Origin of the sequence: Streptomyces sp. NPDC094032 (assembly GCF_040303965.1) — a bacterium.
Classification (GTDB): domain Bacteria; phylum Actinomycetota; class Actinomycetes; order Streptomycetales; family Streptomycetaceae; genus Streptomyces.
Genome location: NZ_JBEOUE010000001.1, coordinates 76036 through 93522 on the forward strand (window position 1 = coordinate 76036; position 17487 = coordinate 93522).

The following is a 17487-nucleotide window of genomic DNA, read 5'->3' on the forward strand; positions in this document are numbered from 1 at the left end:
GACCGCCGCGGTGCCCCGCCCGCGGTGGCAGGAACCGGAAGAGGGACTCCGCCATGTCCGACGCGTTCAGATTCCGCGCCCACCCCGAGTTCGGCTTCGTGGCCTCGGCCACCGCGGGCCTCCCCGAGCACCTGGCGCACTGGCTGCTCGCCTGCGAGCAGTTCCTGCCCCTGACGGCCTGCCCGGGGCTGTACGGGCTCAGCGACCCCGACCGGGACGGCGCCCGGCGCACCCGGCAGGCCGTCTCGGACCTGCGCCGCATGGGCTACCCCGTGCACGCGGACCACCTCCTCGACCCCGACCGCTGCCCGAGCGAGCCCCCGGCACGGCAGGAGCCGGTCCCGCACGCGGTCCCGGCTCCTGTCTGACGAAGGATCAGCGGCACAGCGCCGTGTCGACGGCGGCCTCCACTCGCTGGGAGGCCGCACCCGTCGGCGCGGTGGTCACCGCGACGCCGGCGGCGCGTCCGTCGTCCGTGACGCCTCCTCGGGTCCGGTATCCCAGGGCGGTTCCGCCGTGGCCCCAGTAGACGCCGCCGCACGACAGCGGTGTGCTGGTGAGGCCGAGGCCGTAGCGGACGCCGGGGCCGCGTGCCTCCGCGGGGACGGTGGTGCGCATCTGGGCGAGCTGCGCCGGAGGCAGCAGCTTGCCGCCGAGGAGTGCGGTGTAGAAGCGGTTGAGGTCGCTGTTGGTGGAGATCACCGCGCCCGCGGCCCAGCCCATGGACATGTCCATGGTGGTGTAGTCGACCAGAGGTCCGTCGTCCGTCTCCCGTTCGTAGCCCTTGGGGTGGGCCTCGCGGAGGGTCGTCTCCCCGGGGGTGGGGAAGTAGGTGTGGCGCAGTCCGACGCGGTCGACGATGCGCCGCTCGATCTCCTCGCCCACCGGACGGCCGGTGACCTTCTGGATGACCAGGCCCGCCACCAGGTAGTTCGTGTTGTTGTACTCCCACTTCGCGCCCGGCGAGAAGTGCGCCTTCTGCGCGAGGGCGCCGTCGAGCAGGTCGCGCGGCTCGAAGTACCGGTACCGCACGGCGGGGAAGTCCGCGAAGAGGGGGGACTCCATGTACTCGGGCAGGCCGCTGGTGTGCTGGAGGAGCTGGCGGACGGTGATGTGGCGTCCGTCGATGCCGTCGCCGCGCAGCAGACCGGGCAGATAGGTGTCGACGGGGGCGTCCAGGGCCAGCTTCTTCTCGGCGACGAGCTGGAGCACGACCACGGCCGTGAAGGCCTTGGTGTTGCTGCCCGCCCGTACCTGCCCGTCCTTGGGCACCTTCGCGCCGGTCTTGAGGTCGCCGACCCCCGCGGTGTAATGACGCGTCCGGCCCTCGCGGTCCGTGACGCTCGCCAGCGCGGCGGGCATCCTGTCGGCTGTCACCAGGGAGTTGAGGCTCTTCTGGACGGGGTCCGGCTTGGCGGCGGAGGCCGTGGCCGGGAACAGTCCGCCGGTGGCCATGACGGCCCCGGTGAGCAGGGTCACGGCGAGCAGGGTCCTGCGTCGGCCGCCTTGCGAGAGAGTGGGACGGAAGCTAGGGGATACGCGTGTGTGAATGGAACGACTCCTGTCGTGACGGTGGAGGGAGCGAACGCCGGTGGTCCGTGAGGGATTCAGCGGCACAGGCTCGTCTCGACAGCGGCCTGCGCGTGCTCCTCGGTGGCGCTGTCGCCGGGCATGGCGGTCAGCGCGATGTTGACCGCACGGCCGTCCTCCGTGACACCTCCATAGGTGAAGGCTCCCGGAATGGTTCCGCCGTGGCCCCAGTAGACGCCGCCGCATGACAGCGGCGTGCTGGTGAGGCCAAGGCCGTAACGGACACCCGGGGCGCCCCCGGGGACGGTGGTGCGCATCTGGGCGAGCTGGGCCGGGGGCAGGAGCTCGCCGCCGAGGAGCGCGGAGTAGAAGCGGTTGAGGTCGCTGTTGGTGGAGATCACCGCACCCGCGGCCCAGCCCCAGGACGGGTCGAGCTCGGTGACGTCGCGCCAGGGCGAGTCGGGCGTGTCCCGGTGGTAGCCCTTGGCGTGGGGCTCGCGGATGGTCATGTCCCCGGGGGTGGGGAAGTAGGTGTGGCGCAGTCCGATGCGGTCGACGATGCGCCGGTTGACCTCCTCGCCCAGCGGGCGGCCGGTGACCTTCTGGACGATCAGGCCGGCGACCAGGTAGTTCGTGTTGTTGTACTCCCACTTCGCGCCCGGCGAGAAGTGCGCCTTCTGCGCGAGGGCGCTGTCGAGGAGCTCGCGCGGCTCGTAGTACCGCTGCCGGTCCTTGAGGACCGCGCCCTTGTCCAGGTACTCGGGCAGGCCGCTGGTGTGCTGGAGGAGCTGGCGGACGGTGATGTGGCGTCCGTCGATGCCGTCGCCGCGCAGCAGACCGGGCAGGTAGGTGTCGACGGGGGCGTCGAGGGCGATTTTCTTCTCGGCGACGAGCTGGAGCACGACCACGGCCGTGAAGGCCTTGGTGTTGCTGGCCGCGCGCACCTGCCCGTCCTTGGGCACCTTCGCGCCGGTCTTGAGGTCGCCGACCCCCGCGGTGTAGAGGCGCGTCCGGCCCTCGCGGTCCACGACGCTCGCCGACGCGGCGGGTATCTGGTCGTCGTTCACCAGGGTGTTCAGGCTCTTCTGGACGGGATTCGGCTTGGCGGCGGAGGCCGCGGCCGGGAACAGCGCGGTCGCGGTCATGACGGCCCCGGTGAGCATGGTCACGGCGAGCAGGGTCTTGCGTCGGCCGCCTCGCGAAAGGGCGGGACGGAAGCTGGGGGATACGCGTGCGTGCATGGAACGACTCCTGTCAGTAGAGGAACAACATCGGTGGGGGTTGGTCAGAGAGGTCGCGGCGCGGGAAAGAACGAGACGGGACCCGCTTCCGCTACGAGACGGGACCCGGTTCCGCTACGAGATGCGAGGGGACCTGCGGCGGCGCAGCAGCCGGCGGCCGGGCAGCATGACGGCAGCCGTGCCCGACAGGAACACCGTGCCGAGGACGGCCGCGCAGACCACGGGGGACACCGACAGCGCGGACAGACCGGTCACCGCGCCGGCGAAGGTCAGCAGCGTCACCGTCGCGACGACGGCGCCGACGGCGGTCCCCGTACCGAGTACGAGGAGGGTCTCCAGCCGCAGCATCGCCAGCACCTGGCCGCGGGTCGCGCCGATGAGCCGGAGCAGCGCCAGTTCACGACGGCGGGACGCAGTGGCGACGGCCAGCGTGGTCACCACGCCGATCAGGGTGAACAGGGAGATCGCCGCGACCGCGAGCAGTCCGGGCAGCGCCTGCTCGCGCGCCTTCTCGGTGAGGGCCGCGCTGTACTGGTCGGCGGACGTGGCATGCGTCCCGGGGAAACGGTCGACCACCGGTCGCAGATCGGCGTCTCCCTTCACCAGGAGGTAGTCGTCGTGGCCCGCGTCGGTGACGTGGGCGGCGACCACGTCGTACGGCAGCAGGACGTCCCCGAAGCCCTGTCCCCGGTCGTAGACGGCCACCACCTTGGGCTGGATCACGGTGCCGTCCCCGAGCCAGAGGGACACGGTCGAACCGACCTTGTCCACGCCGGCCACGTTCGAACTGAGCGCGATGGTGTTCTTGCCGTGCAGGCCCTTCAGCTGGCCCGCCTTCACGCCCGGGTCGAGGTTGGACAGGGCGCCCTTCACCCCTTGGGTGGGCAGGGACTGGAGCTGGGCGGCGACCGACATCACCACGGTGGTGCGCTTCACCGCGGTCACGTTCCCCGGTCCGGCCGTCCTCTCCACCGCCGGGTACATGGCCTGGGGCACGCCCGGCCCGTCCGAGACGAGGACCTGGTCCGCGTGCAGCCCCGCGGCCGCCTGCGTCCGGGTGGCGTTGACGGCGGTGGTCTGCACGAACAGCTGGCTGGCGCCGAAGGAGAGCGCGAGCGCGATCGGCGTGATGACCGACGCGAGTCGCACGGCCGCGGCGGTGGCCGTGTCGGTGGCGAGCCGGCCCGGGACCGGGAACAGCAGGCGCATGACGGGGCTGAGGACGACGATTCCCCCTCGGGCGATCGAGGGACCGAGGATCGCGGCCGCCCAGATGAGGGAGAGGACGAGTCCGCCCATGGCCGCGGTCGCCACCTGCCCGCCGAACGCGAACGCGGTGCCGGCCGAAGCGAGACCGATGACCAGGAGCACCAGGCCGGTGATCATGCGCCAGCGCGGCAGCCGGGTCGGCTCGGCAGCGGTCTCGCTCATGGCCTGGGCCGGCCGGATACGGGACACCCGTCGGGTCGCGAGCCACGCGGAGCCGACCGCGGTGAGCACCGTGAGCAGCAGGGCGCCGATGACGGGGAACGGTCCCAGAGCGAGCTCCAGCGCCTGGGGCAGGACGCCCTGCTCGGCCATGAAGCGGTGCAGCACGGTGCCGAGCCCGAGAGACAGCACACCGCCCAGGAGCGACGCCGGTACCCCGACCTTGAGCGTCTCGCGGACGATCACCTTGCGGACCTGCCGGGGGGTGGCACCGATGGCGCGCATGACGGCGAGTTCGCGGGTGCGGTCCCGTACGGACGTGTCCAGGAGACCGGTCAGGACCAGCAGCACCACCAGGAGGGCGACTCCGCCGATCGACGCGCAGACGCCGATCAGGTCGAGTCGTGCCGCCGCGACCTCCGGGTGCTCGACGTCGCCACGGTCCGCGCCGGTCGCGACGACGAGCCCGGGGGCGGCTGCCCGCAGCGTCTCGGCGGACGTCTCCTTCGTGCCGAGCACGACCAGCGCGTCCGCGCGCCCGGGATGCTCGCTGAGGGCCTGTGCCGTGCGCTGGCCGAACCAGACGTCGCTGCCCGCACCGGACCCGCCGGCCACCAGACCGCTGACGCGGTACGGTTCCGGCGCCTTGCCGCCGACCTGGAGCCGGACGGTGTCGCCAACGGCCTTGCCGCTGCCGGAGGCCACCGCGACCTCGTGGTCCGCGTGCGGGGCCCGGCCGTCACGCAGTTCGACATCGCTGAGCGCGGTCGCGTCCCAGCCGCGGCCGGTCCGCACGTCCCCGTCCGCGGTGACCACCGGCAGGGAGACGTCCGCGACCACCTCGGTGACCCCCGGTACCTTCCGCACCTGGTCGGCCACCGACACGGGGACCCGGGCGCGTTCCACCAGGGGCCTGACATCGGTCTGTTCGTCCTTGACGACCTCGACGCGCTGGCTCTCGGCGACGACGGCCACGGCCCGGTCGTAGCGGTCGGTCGCTCCGTGCGCCCGCAGCGCGGACTCCAGCAGGACGCCGAACGCGCCCGTCAGCATGGCCGCGCACAGCAGGGCGACCGCCACTCCGGTGGCGATACCGCGCCTCACAGCGTCCCCCAGTGGGCCAGGACGGTCGCGGCGGAGGGCGCCGTGAGCTCGTCGACGATCCTGCCCTCGCTCAGGAAGACGACGCTGTCGGCCCAGGCGGCGGCCACCGGGTCGTGGGTGACCAGCACGACCGTCTGTCCCATCTGGTCGACCGCGTCACGCAGCAGCTTCAGGACGTGCTCGGCCGATCTCGGATCGAGCGCGGCCGTCGGCTCGTCGGCGAAGACGATCTCCGGGCGCGTGACGAGCGCTCGGGCGACCGCCACCCGCTGCTGCTGGCCGCCGGACAGACGTGCCGGAAGCCGGTCCAGATGGCCGGCCATGCCCACCCGGTGGACCACTTCGTCCAGCCAGCGCCTGTCCACCTTGCGGTTCCCCAGGGACAGCGGGAGGGTGATGTTGCGTTCGACGTCCATCGAGGGCATGAGGTTGTAACCCTGGAAGACGAAGCCGATCCGTTCACGGCGCAGCCGGGTCAACTGCGTCTCGCGGAGCGTGCCCATGTCCAGATCGCCGAGCCGCACCGTTCCGCTGCTGGGCTGCTCCAGGCCGGAGGCGCAGTGCAGGAAGGTGCTCTTGCCCGATCCGGACGGGCCCATGATCGCGGTGAGAGTGCCCTTGCGGAACCCCCAGCTGACCCGGTCCAGCGCGGTCACCGCGCCGTAGGACTGGGTGACCTCCTCCAGGGACACGGCGAACGGCGTGGCCCGGGTCGTCGGCATCGGTTGCATGATGGGTCCCTCGGTTCCTCGATCGGATTCAGAACGAGTACCGAACGTAACTAGGCAAGCCCTGCGGGTGGCAGCCGTCCCGCCCCCGAACCCGGGGTGTAGCGCGCTCCACCTGCCAGGTGTAGCGCGCACTTATGACAAGGGAACCCCCGTGACGTACGGTCTTGATCCATGGACCTGAAGGCAAGAGCGCTCCGCAGCCTGCGATCCACGAGGTATCTGCTGGGCGGACTCACCACCGCTCTCCCCTCGCTGGTCGGTTACGTTCTGTTGCCGCTCGTCTGTTTCTCGCTGCTCTTCGCGCCGATCCTCCCGTGGGCGGTGCGGCCGCTGCGCGCCCTGGCCGACGCCGAACGCCGGCGCGCCGAAAGCGTCCTCGGCCGCCCCGTGCGCCGGCCCTACCCGACGCCCGAAGGCAACGCCTACCAGCGGACGCTCCAACTGCTGCGGTCCCCGGCCACCCGCAAGGACACGGCATGGATGCTGGTGCACGGCATCGTGGGACTCGTCCTTCCCGTCCTCGTCCTGGGCGTGCTGCTCAGTCTGCTGCTGACGATCTCCATCCCGCTGTGGTGGTGGACCGTCCCCGGCGGAACCCTCACCCTCCTCGCGGCCCCCCTCACCACCTGGATGCAGGCGATCGTCCTGTCCGCGGTGTGTGTCTGGCTCATCGCCGCGCTCTTCCTGTGGCTGGCGCCCGCCGCGGTGCGGCTGGAGACATGGATCGCGGAGAGCATGCTCGGCACCTGGACCGGCGCCGGGCGGCGGATCGAGGAGCTGACCGCCTCCCGCGCGGGAGCCCTCCAGGCCCACGAGGCGGAACTCCGACGCATCGAACGCGACCTCCACGACGGCACCCAGGCGCAACTCGTCGCGGTGGCCATGCGCTTGGCCCTGGCCGACCGCCGGTTCGACAAGGACCCCGAGAGCGCCAGGCAACTGGTGCACGACGCCAGGACCACCGTGAACGAGGCACTGGTCCAACTGCGCACGGTGATCCGCGGCATCCACCCGCCGATCCTCTCCGACCGGGGACTCAACGGAGCCATCCGCTCCCTGGCCGCGGGCCGGCCCATCCCCACCACCCTGGACCTGCCCGAGACCGACCGCCGGCCCCCCGCCGCCGTCGAGGCGGCCGCCTACTTCGTCGTCGCCGAGGCGCTGACCAACATCGCCAAGCACAGCGAAGCGACCCGCGCCCAGGTGTCGCTCCGGTACGACGGCCCCACGCTGCGCGTCGTCGTGTGGGACGACGGACGCGGCGGGGCCGTACCCGGCTCCACCTCGGGCAGTGGACTCGCCGGGGTGCGCCGACGCGTCGCCGCCCTGGACGGTACGACGAGGATCGACAGCCCTGTCGGTTCCGGAACGACGATTGAGGTGGTGCTGCCGTGCGGATCGTGATCGCGGAGGACAACGTCCTTCTCCGCGAGGGCCTGATTCTGCTCCTGGAGGATGTCGGGCACGAGATCGTGGCCGTCGTGGGAAGCGGGCCCGAGATTGTTCCCGCCCTGCTGGAACATCGGCCCGACGTCGCCGTCCTGGACGTCCGGCTGCCACCCGGATTCCGCGACGAGGGGCTGCGCGCCGCCATAGAGGCCCGGAAACTCATCCCCGGCCTGCCCCTCCTGGTGCTCTCCCAGTACGTCGAGGAGAGCTACGCCGCCGAGCTGCTCGGACAGGGCGCTTCGGGGATCGGCTACCTGCTCAAGGACCGGGTGGGACACATCGAGGAGTTCCAGGACGCGCTGGAGCGCGTCGCCGCGGGCGGCACGGCCCTGGACCCCGAGGTCGTCTCCCAGCTGATGAGCCGCCGCGACCCGCTCGACACGCTGTCCCCCCGGGAACGGGAGGTCCTCGGGCTGATGGCGCAGGGCCTGGACAATCCCACGATCGCCACGACCCTGTTCATCACCGAGCGTTCCGTCAGCAAGCACATCGGCAGCATCCTCGCCAAGCTGAACCTGCCGCCGAGCGACAGCGGTCACCGCCGGGTCCTCGCGGTGCTCGCCTACCTGAACGCCGGACCCACCCCGGGGGTGTAGCGCGCTACACCCCCGGTTCGGGGGGACGGTCCGATGTGCCGACCGGGGGTCCGGAGAGAAAGTGGATGACGTAAGAGATTCCACCCCTGCCGCCCACCGGGCCGCCGGGGGCACACAAGCAGGAGGAACCCCTGATGAAGCCCGTGCTCTGGCTGCTGCTCCTCGTCTCCACGGTGGCGGCGGTCTACGTCAGCACCTTCGCCCACTACACCGGCTCCACGAGAGTCCTGGCCGGCGTCGGCACCGGTGTCGTCTTCGTCGGATCGGCACTGGGACTGTGGCTGACCAGCGGGAAGAAGTGACCCGCAGCGGCGAGAGCATCTGAGGAGGGGGTGTCCGGCAGTGAGCCGGACACCCCCTCCTCATGTGCGACGCGGAGAACGGACACCCCCCTCGGGAGGTGTAGTCCGCACCCCTCCCGAACCGGGAGTCATCCCTGTCGTCCCGAAAAGACGCGGTTCATAGCCTCTTCGTACGGACACGGGGACTTTCTTCCCTCGCCTCTACGGAGAAGCAAAACTGATGCGCTCGCTCACTCGAACCACCCGACGACACACGGTGACTGCGGTAACGGCAGCCTGCCTGCTCGTTCCCCTGGCGGCCTGCACACCGGACGAGAGTCCGCGGCCGGCCGCCTCCACCACCTCGACCGTCGGAGCGGCCCCGTCCGCCGCGAAGAACGACGGGAAGCGCGACGGGAAGCGCGACGGACGACTGGACGAGCGACTGGACCGCGCCACGATCCTCGAACTCCAGGAGGACATGAAGGGCAAGCGGCTGACGTCCAAGGAACTGACCCAGGCGTACCTGGACCGGATCCATCGCCTCAACCCCCGCCTCCACGCCGTCGTCACCGTGAACCCGGACGCCCTGGACCTCGCACGCGAGAGCGACGAGCTGCGCCGCACCGGTGAGGTGCGGGGGCCGCTGGAAGGCATCCCCGTCCTCATCAAGGACAACATCGACACCGCGGACCGCCAGCCCACCACCGCCGGCTCCACGGCCCTGCTGCACTCCAAGCCGGCCCAGGACGCCTTCCTGGTGAAGAAGCTGCGCGACGCGGGTGCGGTGATCCTGGGCAAGGCCAACATGTCGGAATGGGCCAACTTCAGGTCCCCCGAGCAGACGGCCGGCTGGAGTGCCACGGGCGGCCAGACCCGTAACCCCTACGTCCTCGACCGGAGCCCCTGCGGATCGTCCAGCGGCTCCGCGGTCGCCGCCGCGGCCGCCCTGGCCGCCGTGACCATCGGCTCCGAGACCGAATGCTCCATCGTGTGCCCCGCGAGCGTCACCTCCACCGTCGGCGTCAAGCCCACCCTCGGCATGGTCAGCCGCAGCGGCATGATCCCCATCACCAGCCGCCACGACACGGCGGGACCGATCGCCCGCAACACCACGGACGCCGCCCTGGCGCTCTGGGCCATCCATGGATCGGACACCGCCGACAAGGACACCTCCGACGCCGACACCGCCCTCCCCTCCGACTACCGCGAGGTGCTCGACCCGAACGCCCTGCGCGGCAAGCGCATCGGCGTGTGGCGCAAGGGACACATCGGCATCGACCCGGCCGCGGACCGCGCCTTCGACACGGCCGTCCAGCGGCTCCGGACGCTCGGCGCGACCGTCGTCGAGGGCGCGGACGTGCCCGACACCAAGGACATGATGCAGCAGGACATGCTTCCCGCCGTGCTGACCGAGTTCAAGCACGACCTCAACGCCTACCTGGCCGCCACCCCCGGCCCCCACCCCAAGAACCTCACCGAACTCATCGCGTACAACAAGCGGAACGCCGGCGTCGAGATGCCGAAGTTCGGCCAGGAACTCTTCGAGATGGCCGACAAGACCGACGGAGACGTCGACGCCCCGGACTACCGCCGGCACCGCAGCGCCGCGACCCTCCAGGCTCGGCAGGCCATCGACGGCGTCCTCGCCGCCCACCGGCTCGACGCCATCGTCACCCCCACCAACCTCCCCGCCCCTCCCGTCGAAGCGCTCGAACCCACCCCCTTCGAAAGCTCCACCCGCCCCTCCGCGGTGGCCGGCTACCCCCACATCACCGTGCCCGCCGGCTACGCGCGGGACGCGCTGCCGCTGGGCCTCTCCTTCCTCGGAACGCGCTACAGCGACGCGAACCTGCTCAGCTACGCGTACGCCTTCGAGCGCGCCAACCCGGTCCGCGAGGCGCCCGCCTACCTCCCGACCCTGCCCGGCCGGTCCTAGGACGCCGACGCGCGGGCCCCGAGCCGTACCGGCAGCGCCCGGTAGCTGTGCAGCGCGACCGTCGGGTTGGGTTCCAGGCGCGCGGCGGGCACGGCGAGGTCCAGATCGGGGTACCGCGCGAACAGCGCGGGCAGGGCGATGGACGCCTCAAGACGGGCCAGCTGGGCGCCCGGGCAGGTGTGCGGGCCGTGGCCGAAGGACAGGTGCCGGATGGAGGCGCGGGTGATGTCGAAGCGGTCCGCGTCGGGCCCGTGCGACTCCGGGGCGTGCCCCATCGCCCCGTACGACATCAGCAGGGGTTCGCCCTTCGCGACCACCCGGCCGGCGACCTCGACGTCCTCGGTGGCGTACCGGAAGAGGAAGTTGTTCACCGGCGAGGCCCAGCGCAGCGTCTCCTCGACGACCGCCTCCCAAGTGGCCTCACCGGCCCGTACCAGCTCCAACTGCTCCCGGTGGACGCAGAGCGCCCGTACGGCGCTGACCAGCAGGTTGACCGTGGTCTCGTGCCCGGCGGCGACCATCACCCCCAGCGTGCCGCGCAGTTCGACGTCGCTCAGCCGGTCGCCGTCCTCGCGGGCGGCCATCAGCGCGCTGGTCAGGTCGTCGCCCGGCGCGGCCCGCTTCTCGGCGATCAGGCCCAGGTAGAAGTCCTGGAGCCGGGCGAGCGTCTCCAGGGTCTCCATGGGGGAGGTGAGGCTGCTGAACAGCGAGTCGTACAGGCCCCGCAGCCGGTCGGCGTGCTCCTGGGCGAGGCCGAACAGCGACCCGATCACGCTCATGGGCAAGGGGAAGGCGAAGGCGTCCTTCAGGTCCACGACCTCGTCCGCGCCCCGCCCGCCGAGGCCGTCGAGCAGCCGCGTGGTGATCTCCTCGACGCGGGGCCGCAGGGCCTCCACGCGTTGCCGCGTGAAGGCGGCGGCGGTGTAGGAGCGCAGCCTGCGATGGTCGGCGCCGTCCACGGTGACGACGCTCCGGGGCGAGGTCACCGTCCCGATCAGCGGCCACCCCTCGGGCACCTCGCCGCGCTGCCAGGCACCCCAGTGGGTGATGTCCTTGACGAACCGGGGATCGGTGAGGAGCTCCTTGGCGATCTCCTGCCGGGTCACCGTCCACGCCCGCACGCCGCCCGGCAGCTCCACCCGGACGAGCGGCCCGGCCGCGAGGAGCCGGTGGTGCTCGCCGTGGCGGTCGAGGGCCAGGGGGTCCAGGACGAAGGGTTCCGCGGTGGGCGTCGCTGTCATGCCGTGCCTGCCTTTCGCATGGGGTGAGCCGGGCCGCGTTCGGGCCGTCACCCGGACCGAACGCGGGCCACCACCCCGGGAGTTCACCTGGTGTCCACTCGGTGGACCGGACAGCCGGGCGGGGCAGGGTGGAGGCAGGGCGGGGGGCAGGGCGCGCGTTGGCGGCGCGTTGGCGCGGCGTTGGCGGGGTGCGCCACGGTGGACCCGTGAACGCTCACGCCCGGACGCGAGGCGCCGGCCCGCGGAAGGCCGGCACGAGGGAGGCCCGGAAGCTGAGGCCCAGCGCCCCCGGGCACCGCTCAGGACGCCTCCGCCGCCGGGGTGTCCCGTGCCGCGCGGGCGGGAGCCGCTCCGGCGAGCTCGCGCTCCCACGCGTCCAACAGCCCCCGCACGCGTGTGACCTTGATGGCGTCGTCGAGCTCGGTGAACATCTCCAGCGCCGTGCGCAGCAGCGGCACCGCCTCCTCGACCTGCCCGCGGTCGTGCAGCGTACTGGCGTGCACCGACCGGAACTCGGCGAGGACCCGCGGCGATCCGGTCACCCGGCACAGCTCCTCGACCTCGGCGATGACCAGCTGGGCCTCGGTCATCCGGCCGAGCGCCATCAGGGTGACGCCCTCGTTGAAGGTCGCCATCAGGTAGTACGAGGAGTGGGGGTGGTCCCGGAGGATCTCCCGGGCCTCGCGGGCCAGCAGCAGGCTGGCCTCGTGCTCGCCCGCCATGCCCTTGAACCCGATCGCGTTGTTGTACACGCGGGCCGCGTACTCGGTCAGACCGGTCGTCCGCACCAGATCGAGGGCCCGTTCGGAGGCCGCGTACCCGGCCTCGCGGTTGCCCGCGTGGTAGTGCGCCATGGCGAAGGCGATGACGGCCTGGATGTGCGCGTTGCCGTCGGCGGGCGTCGTCCGTTCCACGGCCCGCTCGGCGAGGACGAGACCCTCGTCGAGCTGCCCGCAGTCGATCAGCGCGTCGGCCGTGCACGCCTCCAGCGTGGCCACCGCCCGGACGGTGCCGCACAGGCGCGCGGCGCGCAGCCCGGCCCGCATGCAGCCGGCCCGGTCGCTGAGCCGCCCGGTCGACAGATAGACCCGGCTCGCCACATGCGCGAGCCGCCACGCCCGCTCGTGCTCGCCGCGCTCGGTGGCCGTCACGACCAGGGCGCGGATGACCGGCTCCTCCGCCTGGAACCAGGCGTGGACGGCCCGTACGTCGGGAGTGCGGGGCAGCGCCCGGGGGACGAACTCCAGCGGCTCGTGGACCTCAGGACCGGGCTGGACGATGGCCGAGCAGCGCCCGACCGCGACCAGATAGTGGTCCAGGAGCCGCGCGAAGGCCGCGCGGCCCGTCTCCGCCGGCTCGTCCTCCAGCAGCTCGGCCCCGAAGAGACGGACCAGGTCGTGGCGTCCGTACCGCCCCGGGGCGCTCTCGTTGAGCAGGTGGTACGCGGCGAGCGAGCCCAGCGCGTCGCGTGCGCGCCCGATGTCCGAGCCGAGCAGCGCGGCGGCCGAGGTGGCCGCGACCTCGGCGCCCGGGTGGACGGCGAGCAGTGCGAGCAGCCGGGCCGCGTCCGCGGGCAGGTTCCGGTGCGTGACCGACAGCGCCGTCCGTACGCCGGTCGTGCCCTGGGTGTCCAGCGCGATCAGCCGGGTCTGCTCGTCCTCCAGCTCCTCGACGAGGTCGGCCAGGGTCCAGCCGGGCCGGGCCGCGAGCCGGGAGGCCGCGATGCGCAGGGCGAGCGGCAGCCGGTCGCACAGCTCGACAAGACGCCGGGCCGCCTCCGGCTCCTCCCGGACCCGCTGTCCGGTGAGCACCTGCTCCAGCATCAGCATCGCGTCGGCGGGCGGCAGGGCGTCGAGGTGGAGCAGGGCGGCGCCCTCGGTGACGATCAGGTCCTCCAGGGAGTTCCTGCTCGTGATGATGACGGAGCAGTCCGGCCCGGCGGGCAGCAGGTCGGCGGTCTGGCGGGACCCGGCGGCGTTGTCCAGCACGACCAGGAGCCGGCGGCCACGGGTCCGCTCGCGATAGAGCGCCGCCCGCGCCGCGACCTCCTCGGGCAGATCGCCGCCGCGCACCCCGAGCCCGTACAGGAGCTGCCCGAGGGCGTCGCCGGGCTCAGTGGCACCGGCCGGGTCGAATCCGCGCAGATCGGCGAAGAGACATCCGTCGGCGAAACGTTCCGCCGACTCGCGGGCCCACCGTACGACCAGCGCACTCTTCCCGGACCCCGCCGCCCCGGCCACGATCGCGCACCGGGCCCCCGATCCGTCCGGCCCACAGGTCCGCTCCAGCCAGGCGGTCTCGGCGGCGCGCCCGACGAACCCGGCGGGCACCCGGGGAAGCCGCGCGCGCACGTCGAGCCCCCCACCACTCGTGGCGTCGACCGCCCCGCCCGCCCCGCCCGCCCCAACCGCCCCGCCCGGCGCGGCCGGGGAGTCGGCGGCGGGTGGTCCGTCGCCCGAGGCCACCGCCTTGTCCCCGCCGCTCCGCTGCGCGGGCACGCGTCCGCCGGGGTCTCCACCGAGCACGGCGGTGAACGCCTCCCGCAGGACCGCCCCCGGGGTGATGCCCAGCTCCTCGTCGAGACGCATCCGGGCCTCGTGATAGGCGGCCACGGCATCGGAGGTACGGCCCGCCTGATGGAGACAGCGGATCAGGGCGGCCACGGTCGGCTCCCGCAGGCCGTCGGCGCGGACGCACTGTTCCAGGGCGGGGATCGCCGCCGCCGCCGTACCGAGCCTGAGCTGCTGCTCGGCCCACTCGACGAGCACGCCGACGCGGATCTCGTCGAGTTCGCCCGCCATCCTGCTGCGCAGCTCGGTGTCGGGCAGGTCGGCGAGCGCGGCGCCGCGCCACAGCCCGAGCGCCTGACGGCAGGAGGCCGACGCCGCCTGGTCGCCGCTCTGGGTGTGCGCCCGCTCGGCGAGGTGGCGGAACAGCATGGCGTCCACGGAGTGCGGGGCGCCGATCAGCTGGTACCCGGGCGGCCGGGTGAGCAGCTCGAACCCGGTCCCGGCGAGGATCTTGCGCAGCGCGGCGACATGCCCTTGGAGGGCGGCCTTCGCATGGACGGGCGGTTCCGCTCCCCAGAGCAGCGCGTAGAACCGCTCCACCGGGACGCATCGCCCCAGGTCGTACGCGAGCAGAGCCAGCACGGCCCGCCGCTTCGCCCCACTGATCGGCGCCGGCCCGCTCTCGTCCGGCCACAACTCGACCGGCCCGAGCAGCCGTATCCCGACCACCTGCCCCTCCACCAGGCCGCCCCCTGTCCCACGAACCTCCGGGCCGCACAGCATACGTCCGTACCACGATCCTGGGGATGCCTGGCGGAAAGAGATATTCCCGTTCAGACGCCGAGACCGGCCTCCGCCCGAAGGACGTGGAGGGTGTGCTCGACGGTCCGCTCCTTCTCGCCGACCGGGGCCACGTAGTCGAGGACGTCCCGGGCGGCGTGCTCGCCGAGCGTCCGCGAGATCACCCAGGCGGCGAGGTACTGGGAGGCCAGGCAGCCACCGGCGGTGGCGATGTTCCCCCGGGCGTGGAACGGAGCGTCCAGGACGGGGACGCCGCGCGCCTCGACGAACGGCCGGCTCGTCATGTCGGTGCAGGCCGGCATGCCGGCCAGCAGCCCGAGGTGGGCCAGCACCAGCGCGCCGGAGCACTGCGCGCCGATCAGCTGGCGTGCCGGGTCGAGCGGCAGCATGGAGAGCAGCGTGCCGTCGGCGACCACGTCGAGGGTCTTCACCCCGCTGCCGATCAGGACGACGTCGGCCTCCGACACGAAGCCGATCGGGCGCTGCCCGGTCACCTCGACGCCGTTCATGGAGGTGACGACAGGGCTCGGCGTCGTGATGAAGGCCTCCAGGCCCTCGTTGCGGCACCGGTTGATGAGCGCGGACGCGATGAAGCTGTCCAGTTCGTTGAACCCGTCGAATGTGACCACGGCTACCTGCATCGCGACTCCTCCGAAGACGGCACGGACATCCAGCCTCCCCGGGCCGTGGACACCGGGCCATAGCCAATCCCGGCAAGGCGGCCCACCGTCGGCCACCGCCCGCGTGCGCCCGCTCAGCCGAAGTACTGACCCCTGTCCAGGTCCTCAAGGAGGGTCGGCCTGGTCGGCCGCCAGTTCAGCAACTGCCGGGTCAGGGTGTTCGAGGCGGTCATGTCGTTGCCGAGTATGCGTGCCAGGAAGCCGAAGTGGGCGGCGGCGTCCTCGGTGGCGACGGGGGCCAGGGGGACGTCGAGGCGGCGGGCGATGACCTCGGCGACGGCGCGGATTCGCACGCCTTCCTCTCCCACTCCGTGGAGTACGGATCCGGCCGGTGCCTTCTCCAGCGCGAGGCGGAACAGGCGTGCGGCGTCGAGCCGGTGGACCGAGGGCCATCGGTTGGCGCCGTCGCCGAGGTAGCCGGAGACGCCCTTCTGGCGGGCGGTGGCGACCAGTTGCTGGACGAGGCCGCACGCGCGGTCGTCGTGGACCGTCGGCGCGAGCCGGACGACGGAGGAGCGCACGCCGCGCCCGGCGAGGGCGAGCGCGGCCCGACCACCGGCGATCCGGGGGCTGCCGGCGGCGGGCGGCGTGTCCTGCTCGCTTCCCACCGGCCCCCCGGAGGCGACGACCAGCGGACGGCCCGAACCCTCAAGGGCGCCACCGAACGCCTCGATCGCGGCCAGCTCGGCGCCCGCCGCCGCCGCCGCGTGCCGCGCGAAGTCGTGGTCGAACGCCAGATGGACGACGCCCTCGGCCTCGGCCGCCGCCGCGCGCAGCCCGTCGAGGTCCGCACACGCATGGCAAGTCTCCTGGGGGATGGGGGAGTCGAGGTCCTGAAGCGGGGTGTTCGAAGCCGTGCCCGCCTGGTGGTTCCACTGTGGATCGACCGCCCGGGCCGGGTCCAATGAAGGTTCCGCAGGAGCCGATACGTTACGCGTATCGCCCCTGCTCACGGCCTCCACCAGGCCGCCCAGGGGGCGGGTCGCGTGCCTGATCCGACACCGCCACCACCCCCGGCCGCGTTCGACCTTCGGCTGGTGTGGTGCTTCACCGTCGTCGCCGAGTACCGGCACTTCGGCCGGGCCGCCGAAGCCCTGCACACCACGCAGCCGTCCCTGAGCCGCCAGATCCGCCGCCTCGAACAACAGCTCGGCGTCCGCCTCTTCGAACGTACGCCCCAGGGGAATCACCTCACCGAGGCCGGCGAGGTCTTCCTGCCGCTCGCCACCGCGCTGCTGCGCTCCGCCGACCAGGCCGCGGCACGTACCCGGGCCGCCGGCCTGCCCAGCCGTATCGCGGTCGGTCACACGCCGGGCATCATCGTCACCCCGGCCGTACGCGAACTGCGCCGCCGGCACCCCGCAGCCGAGGTCAGGACGCTCCAGCTCGACCCGGGCGAACCGCGCCAGGCGTTGCTCGACCACCGCGTGGACGCGGTGGTCGCCAGGCTGCCCTTCGCCACCGACGGCCTCGATGTGACGGCCCTGTACGACGAGCCGCGCGTCCTGGTGGTGCCGGTGGACCATCGGCTGGCCGCGAGGGAGTCGGTCACCCTCGACGACATCGCCGACGAACCCCTGCCCCGGGTACGGGGGGCCGACCCGCTCCTGAGCGCCTTCTGGCGCATCGACCCACGGCCCGACGGGCGGCCGGCTCCCGACGGCCCGCTGATCGAGGCCGTGGCGGACCAGTTCGAACTCATCGCGGAAGGGCGCGCGGTGGCCATCTCCGTCCCCACCCACACCCTGCGCCCCGATCTCACCACCGTCCCGCTCGACGGGGTCGAGGCCGGCCACGTCGTGCTGGCGACCCGCACCCTCGACCGCAACCCCCTGGTGGCCGCCTTCCGCGCCCACGCCACCAGGATCCTCACCCGACCGGCCAAGTCCGGGAGTTCCGAAGGTCCTTGCTGACGGAGCCCGGATGTTGCGGGGAGTCTTGCGTGAGCGTTGGACG

The 17487-nt window shown here is 72.5% G+C and carries 14 protein-coding genes; 6 read left to right on the plus strand and 8 right to left on the minus strand.

Annotated elements, in window-relative coordinates; all coding sequences use genetic code 11:
• The first annotated feature begins 53 nt into the window (after nucleotides 1-53).
• Entirely contained in the window at nucleotides 54-368 is a 315-nt protein-coding gene (locus ABTZ54_RS00200) for a hypothetical protein (protein WP_351654705.1), read from the plus strand.
• A 7-nt stretch (nucleotides 369-375) separates the two neighbouring features.
• On the opposite strand, the gene ABTZ54_RS00205 is transcribed toward ABTZ54_RS00200, so the two are convergent.
• The 4 genes from ABTZ54_RS00205 to ABTZ54_RS00220 all read right to left on the minus strand — a co-directional run bounded on the left by ABTZ54_RS00205 (nucleotide 376) and on the right by ABTZ54_RS00220 (nucleotide 6034).
• A complete protein-coding gene (locus ABTZ54_RS00205) occupies nucleotides 376-1455 on the minus strand; it encodes a serine hydrolase domain-containing protein (protein ID WP_351656357.1) in 1080 nt (359 codons plus the stop codon).
• A 152-nt stretch (nucleotides 1456-1607) separates the two neighbouring features.
• Nucleotides 1608-2771, minus strand: a complete 1164-nt coding sequence (locus tag ABTZ54_RS00210; RefSeq protein ID WP_502997154.1) for a serine hydrolase domain-containing protein — start codon at nucleotides 2769-2771, stop codon at nucleotides 1608-1610.
• A 114-nt stretch (nucleotides 2772-2885) separates the two neighbouring features.
• On the minus strand, nucleotides 2886-5303 hold the full coding sequence (locus ABTZ54_RS00215; protein ID WP_351654708.1) for an ABC transporter permease: 2418 nt from the start codon (nucleotides 5301-5303) through the stop codon (nucleotides 2886-2888).
• Nucleotides 5300-6034, minus strand: coding sequence for an ABC transporter ATP-binding protein (locus ABTZ54_RS00220; RefSeq protein ID WP_502997155.1), 735 nt, complete (start codon nucleotides 6032-6034; stop codon nucleotides 5300-5302). Before ABTZ54_RS00220 ends, ABTZ54_RS00215 begins: the two co-directional genes overlap by 4 nt.
• Nucleotides 6035-6205: 171 nt before the next feature.
• Between ABTZ54_RS00220 and ABTZ54_RS00225 the strand changes: the two genes are divergently transcribed.
• The 4 genes from ABTZ54_RS00225 (at nucleotide 6206) to ABTZ54_RS00240 (ending at nucleotide 10299) form a co-directional block, all read left to right on the plus strand.
• Nucleotides 6206-7438 carry a sensor histidine kinase gene (locus tag ABTZ54_RS00225; protein ID WP_351654715.1) on the plus strand — a complete coding sequence of 411 codons (1233 nt, stop codon included), beginning with the start codon at nucleotides 6206-6208 and terminating at the stop codon, nucleotides 7436-7438.
• Nucleotides 7426-8079: a response regulator transcription factor gene (locus tag ABTZ54_RS00230; RefSeq protein WP_351654718.1), complete on the plus strand. Its 654-nt coding sequence runs from the start codon at nucleotides 7426-7428 to the stop codon at nucleotides 8077-8079. Before ABTZ54_RS00225 ends, ABTZ54_RS00230 begins: the two co-directional genes overlap by 13 nt.
• 134 nt (nucleotides 8080-8213) lie before the next feature.
• Nucleotides 8214-8381, plus strand: coding sequence for a hypothetical protein (locus ABTZ54_RS00235; protein ID WP_351654721.1), 168 nt, complete (start codon nucleotides 8214-8216; stop codon nucleotides 8379-8381).
• Between the two features lie 256 nt (nucleotides 8382-8637).
• A complete protein-coding gene (locus ABTZ54_RS00240) occupies nucleotides 8638-10299 on the plus strand; it encodes an amidase (protein WP_351654724.1) in 1662 nt (553 codons plus the stop codon).
• Here the strand turns inward: ABTZ54_RS00240 and ABTZ54_RS00245 are convergent.
• The 4 genes from ABTZ54_RS00245 to ABTZ54_RS00260 form a co-directional block, all read right to left on the minus strand.
• Nucleotides 10296-11540 carry a cytochrome P450 family protein gene (locus ABTZ54_RS00245; protein ID WP_351654727.1) on the minus strand — a complete coding sequence of 415 codons (1245 nt, stop codon included), beginning with the start codon at nucleotides 11538-11540 and terminating at the stop codon, nucleotides 10296-10298. The genes ABTZ54_RS00240 and ABTZ54_RS00245 overlap by 4 nt on opposite strands.
• A 299-nt stretch (nucleotides 11541-11839) precedes the next feature.
• Nucleotides 11840-14779, minus strand: coding sequence for an AfsR/SARP family transcriptional regulator (locus ABTZ54_RS00250; RefSeq protein WP_351654730.1), 2940 nt, complete (start codon nucleotides 14777-14779; stop codon nucleotides 11840-11842).
• 104 nt (nucleotides 14780-14883) lie between these two features.
• Entirely contained in the window at nucleotides 14884-15492 is a 609-nt protein-coding gene (locus ABTZ54_RS00255) for a type 1 glutamine amidotransferase family protein (protein WP_351654733.1), read from the minus strand.
• Nucleotides 15493-15605: 113 nt separating this feature from the next.
• Complete coding sequence (locus tag ABTZ54_RS00260) at nucleotides 15606-16436, minus strand: Rossmann-fold NAD(P)-binding domain-containing protein (RefSeq protein WP_351654736.1); 831 nt, start codon at nucleotides 16434-16436, stop codon at nucleotides 15606-15608.
• A gap of 81 nt (nucleotides 16437-16517) precedes the next feature.
• Between ABTZ54_RS00260 and ABTZ54_RS00265 the strand changes: the two genes are divergently transcribed.
• Entirely contained in the window at nucleotides 16518-17444 is a 927-nt protein-coding gene (locus ABTZ54_RS00265) for a LysR family transcriptional regulator (protein ID WP_351654740.1), read from the plus strand.
• Nucleotides 17445-17487: the final 43 nt, after the last annotated feature.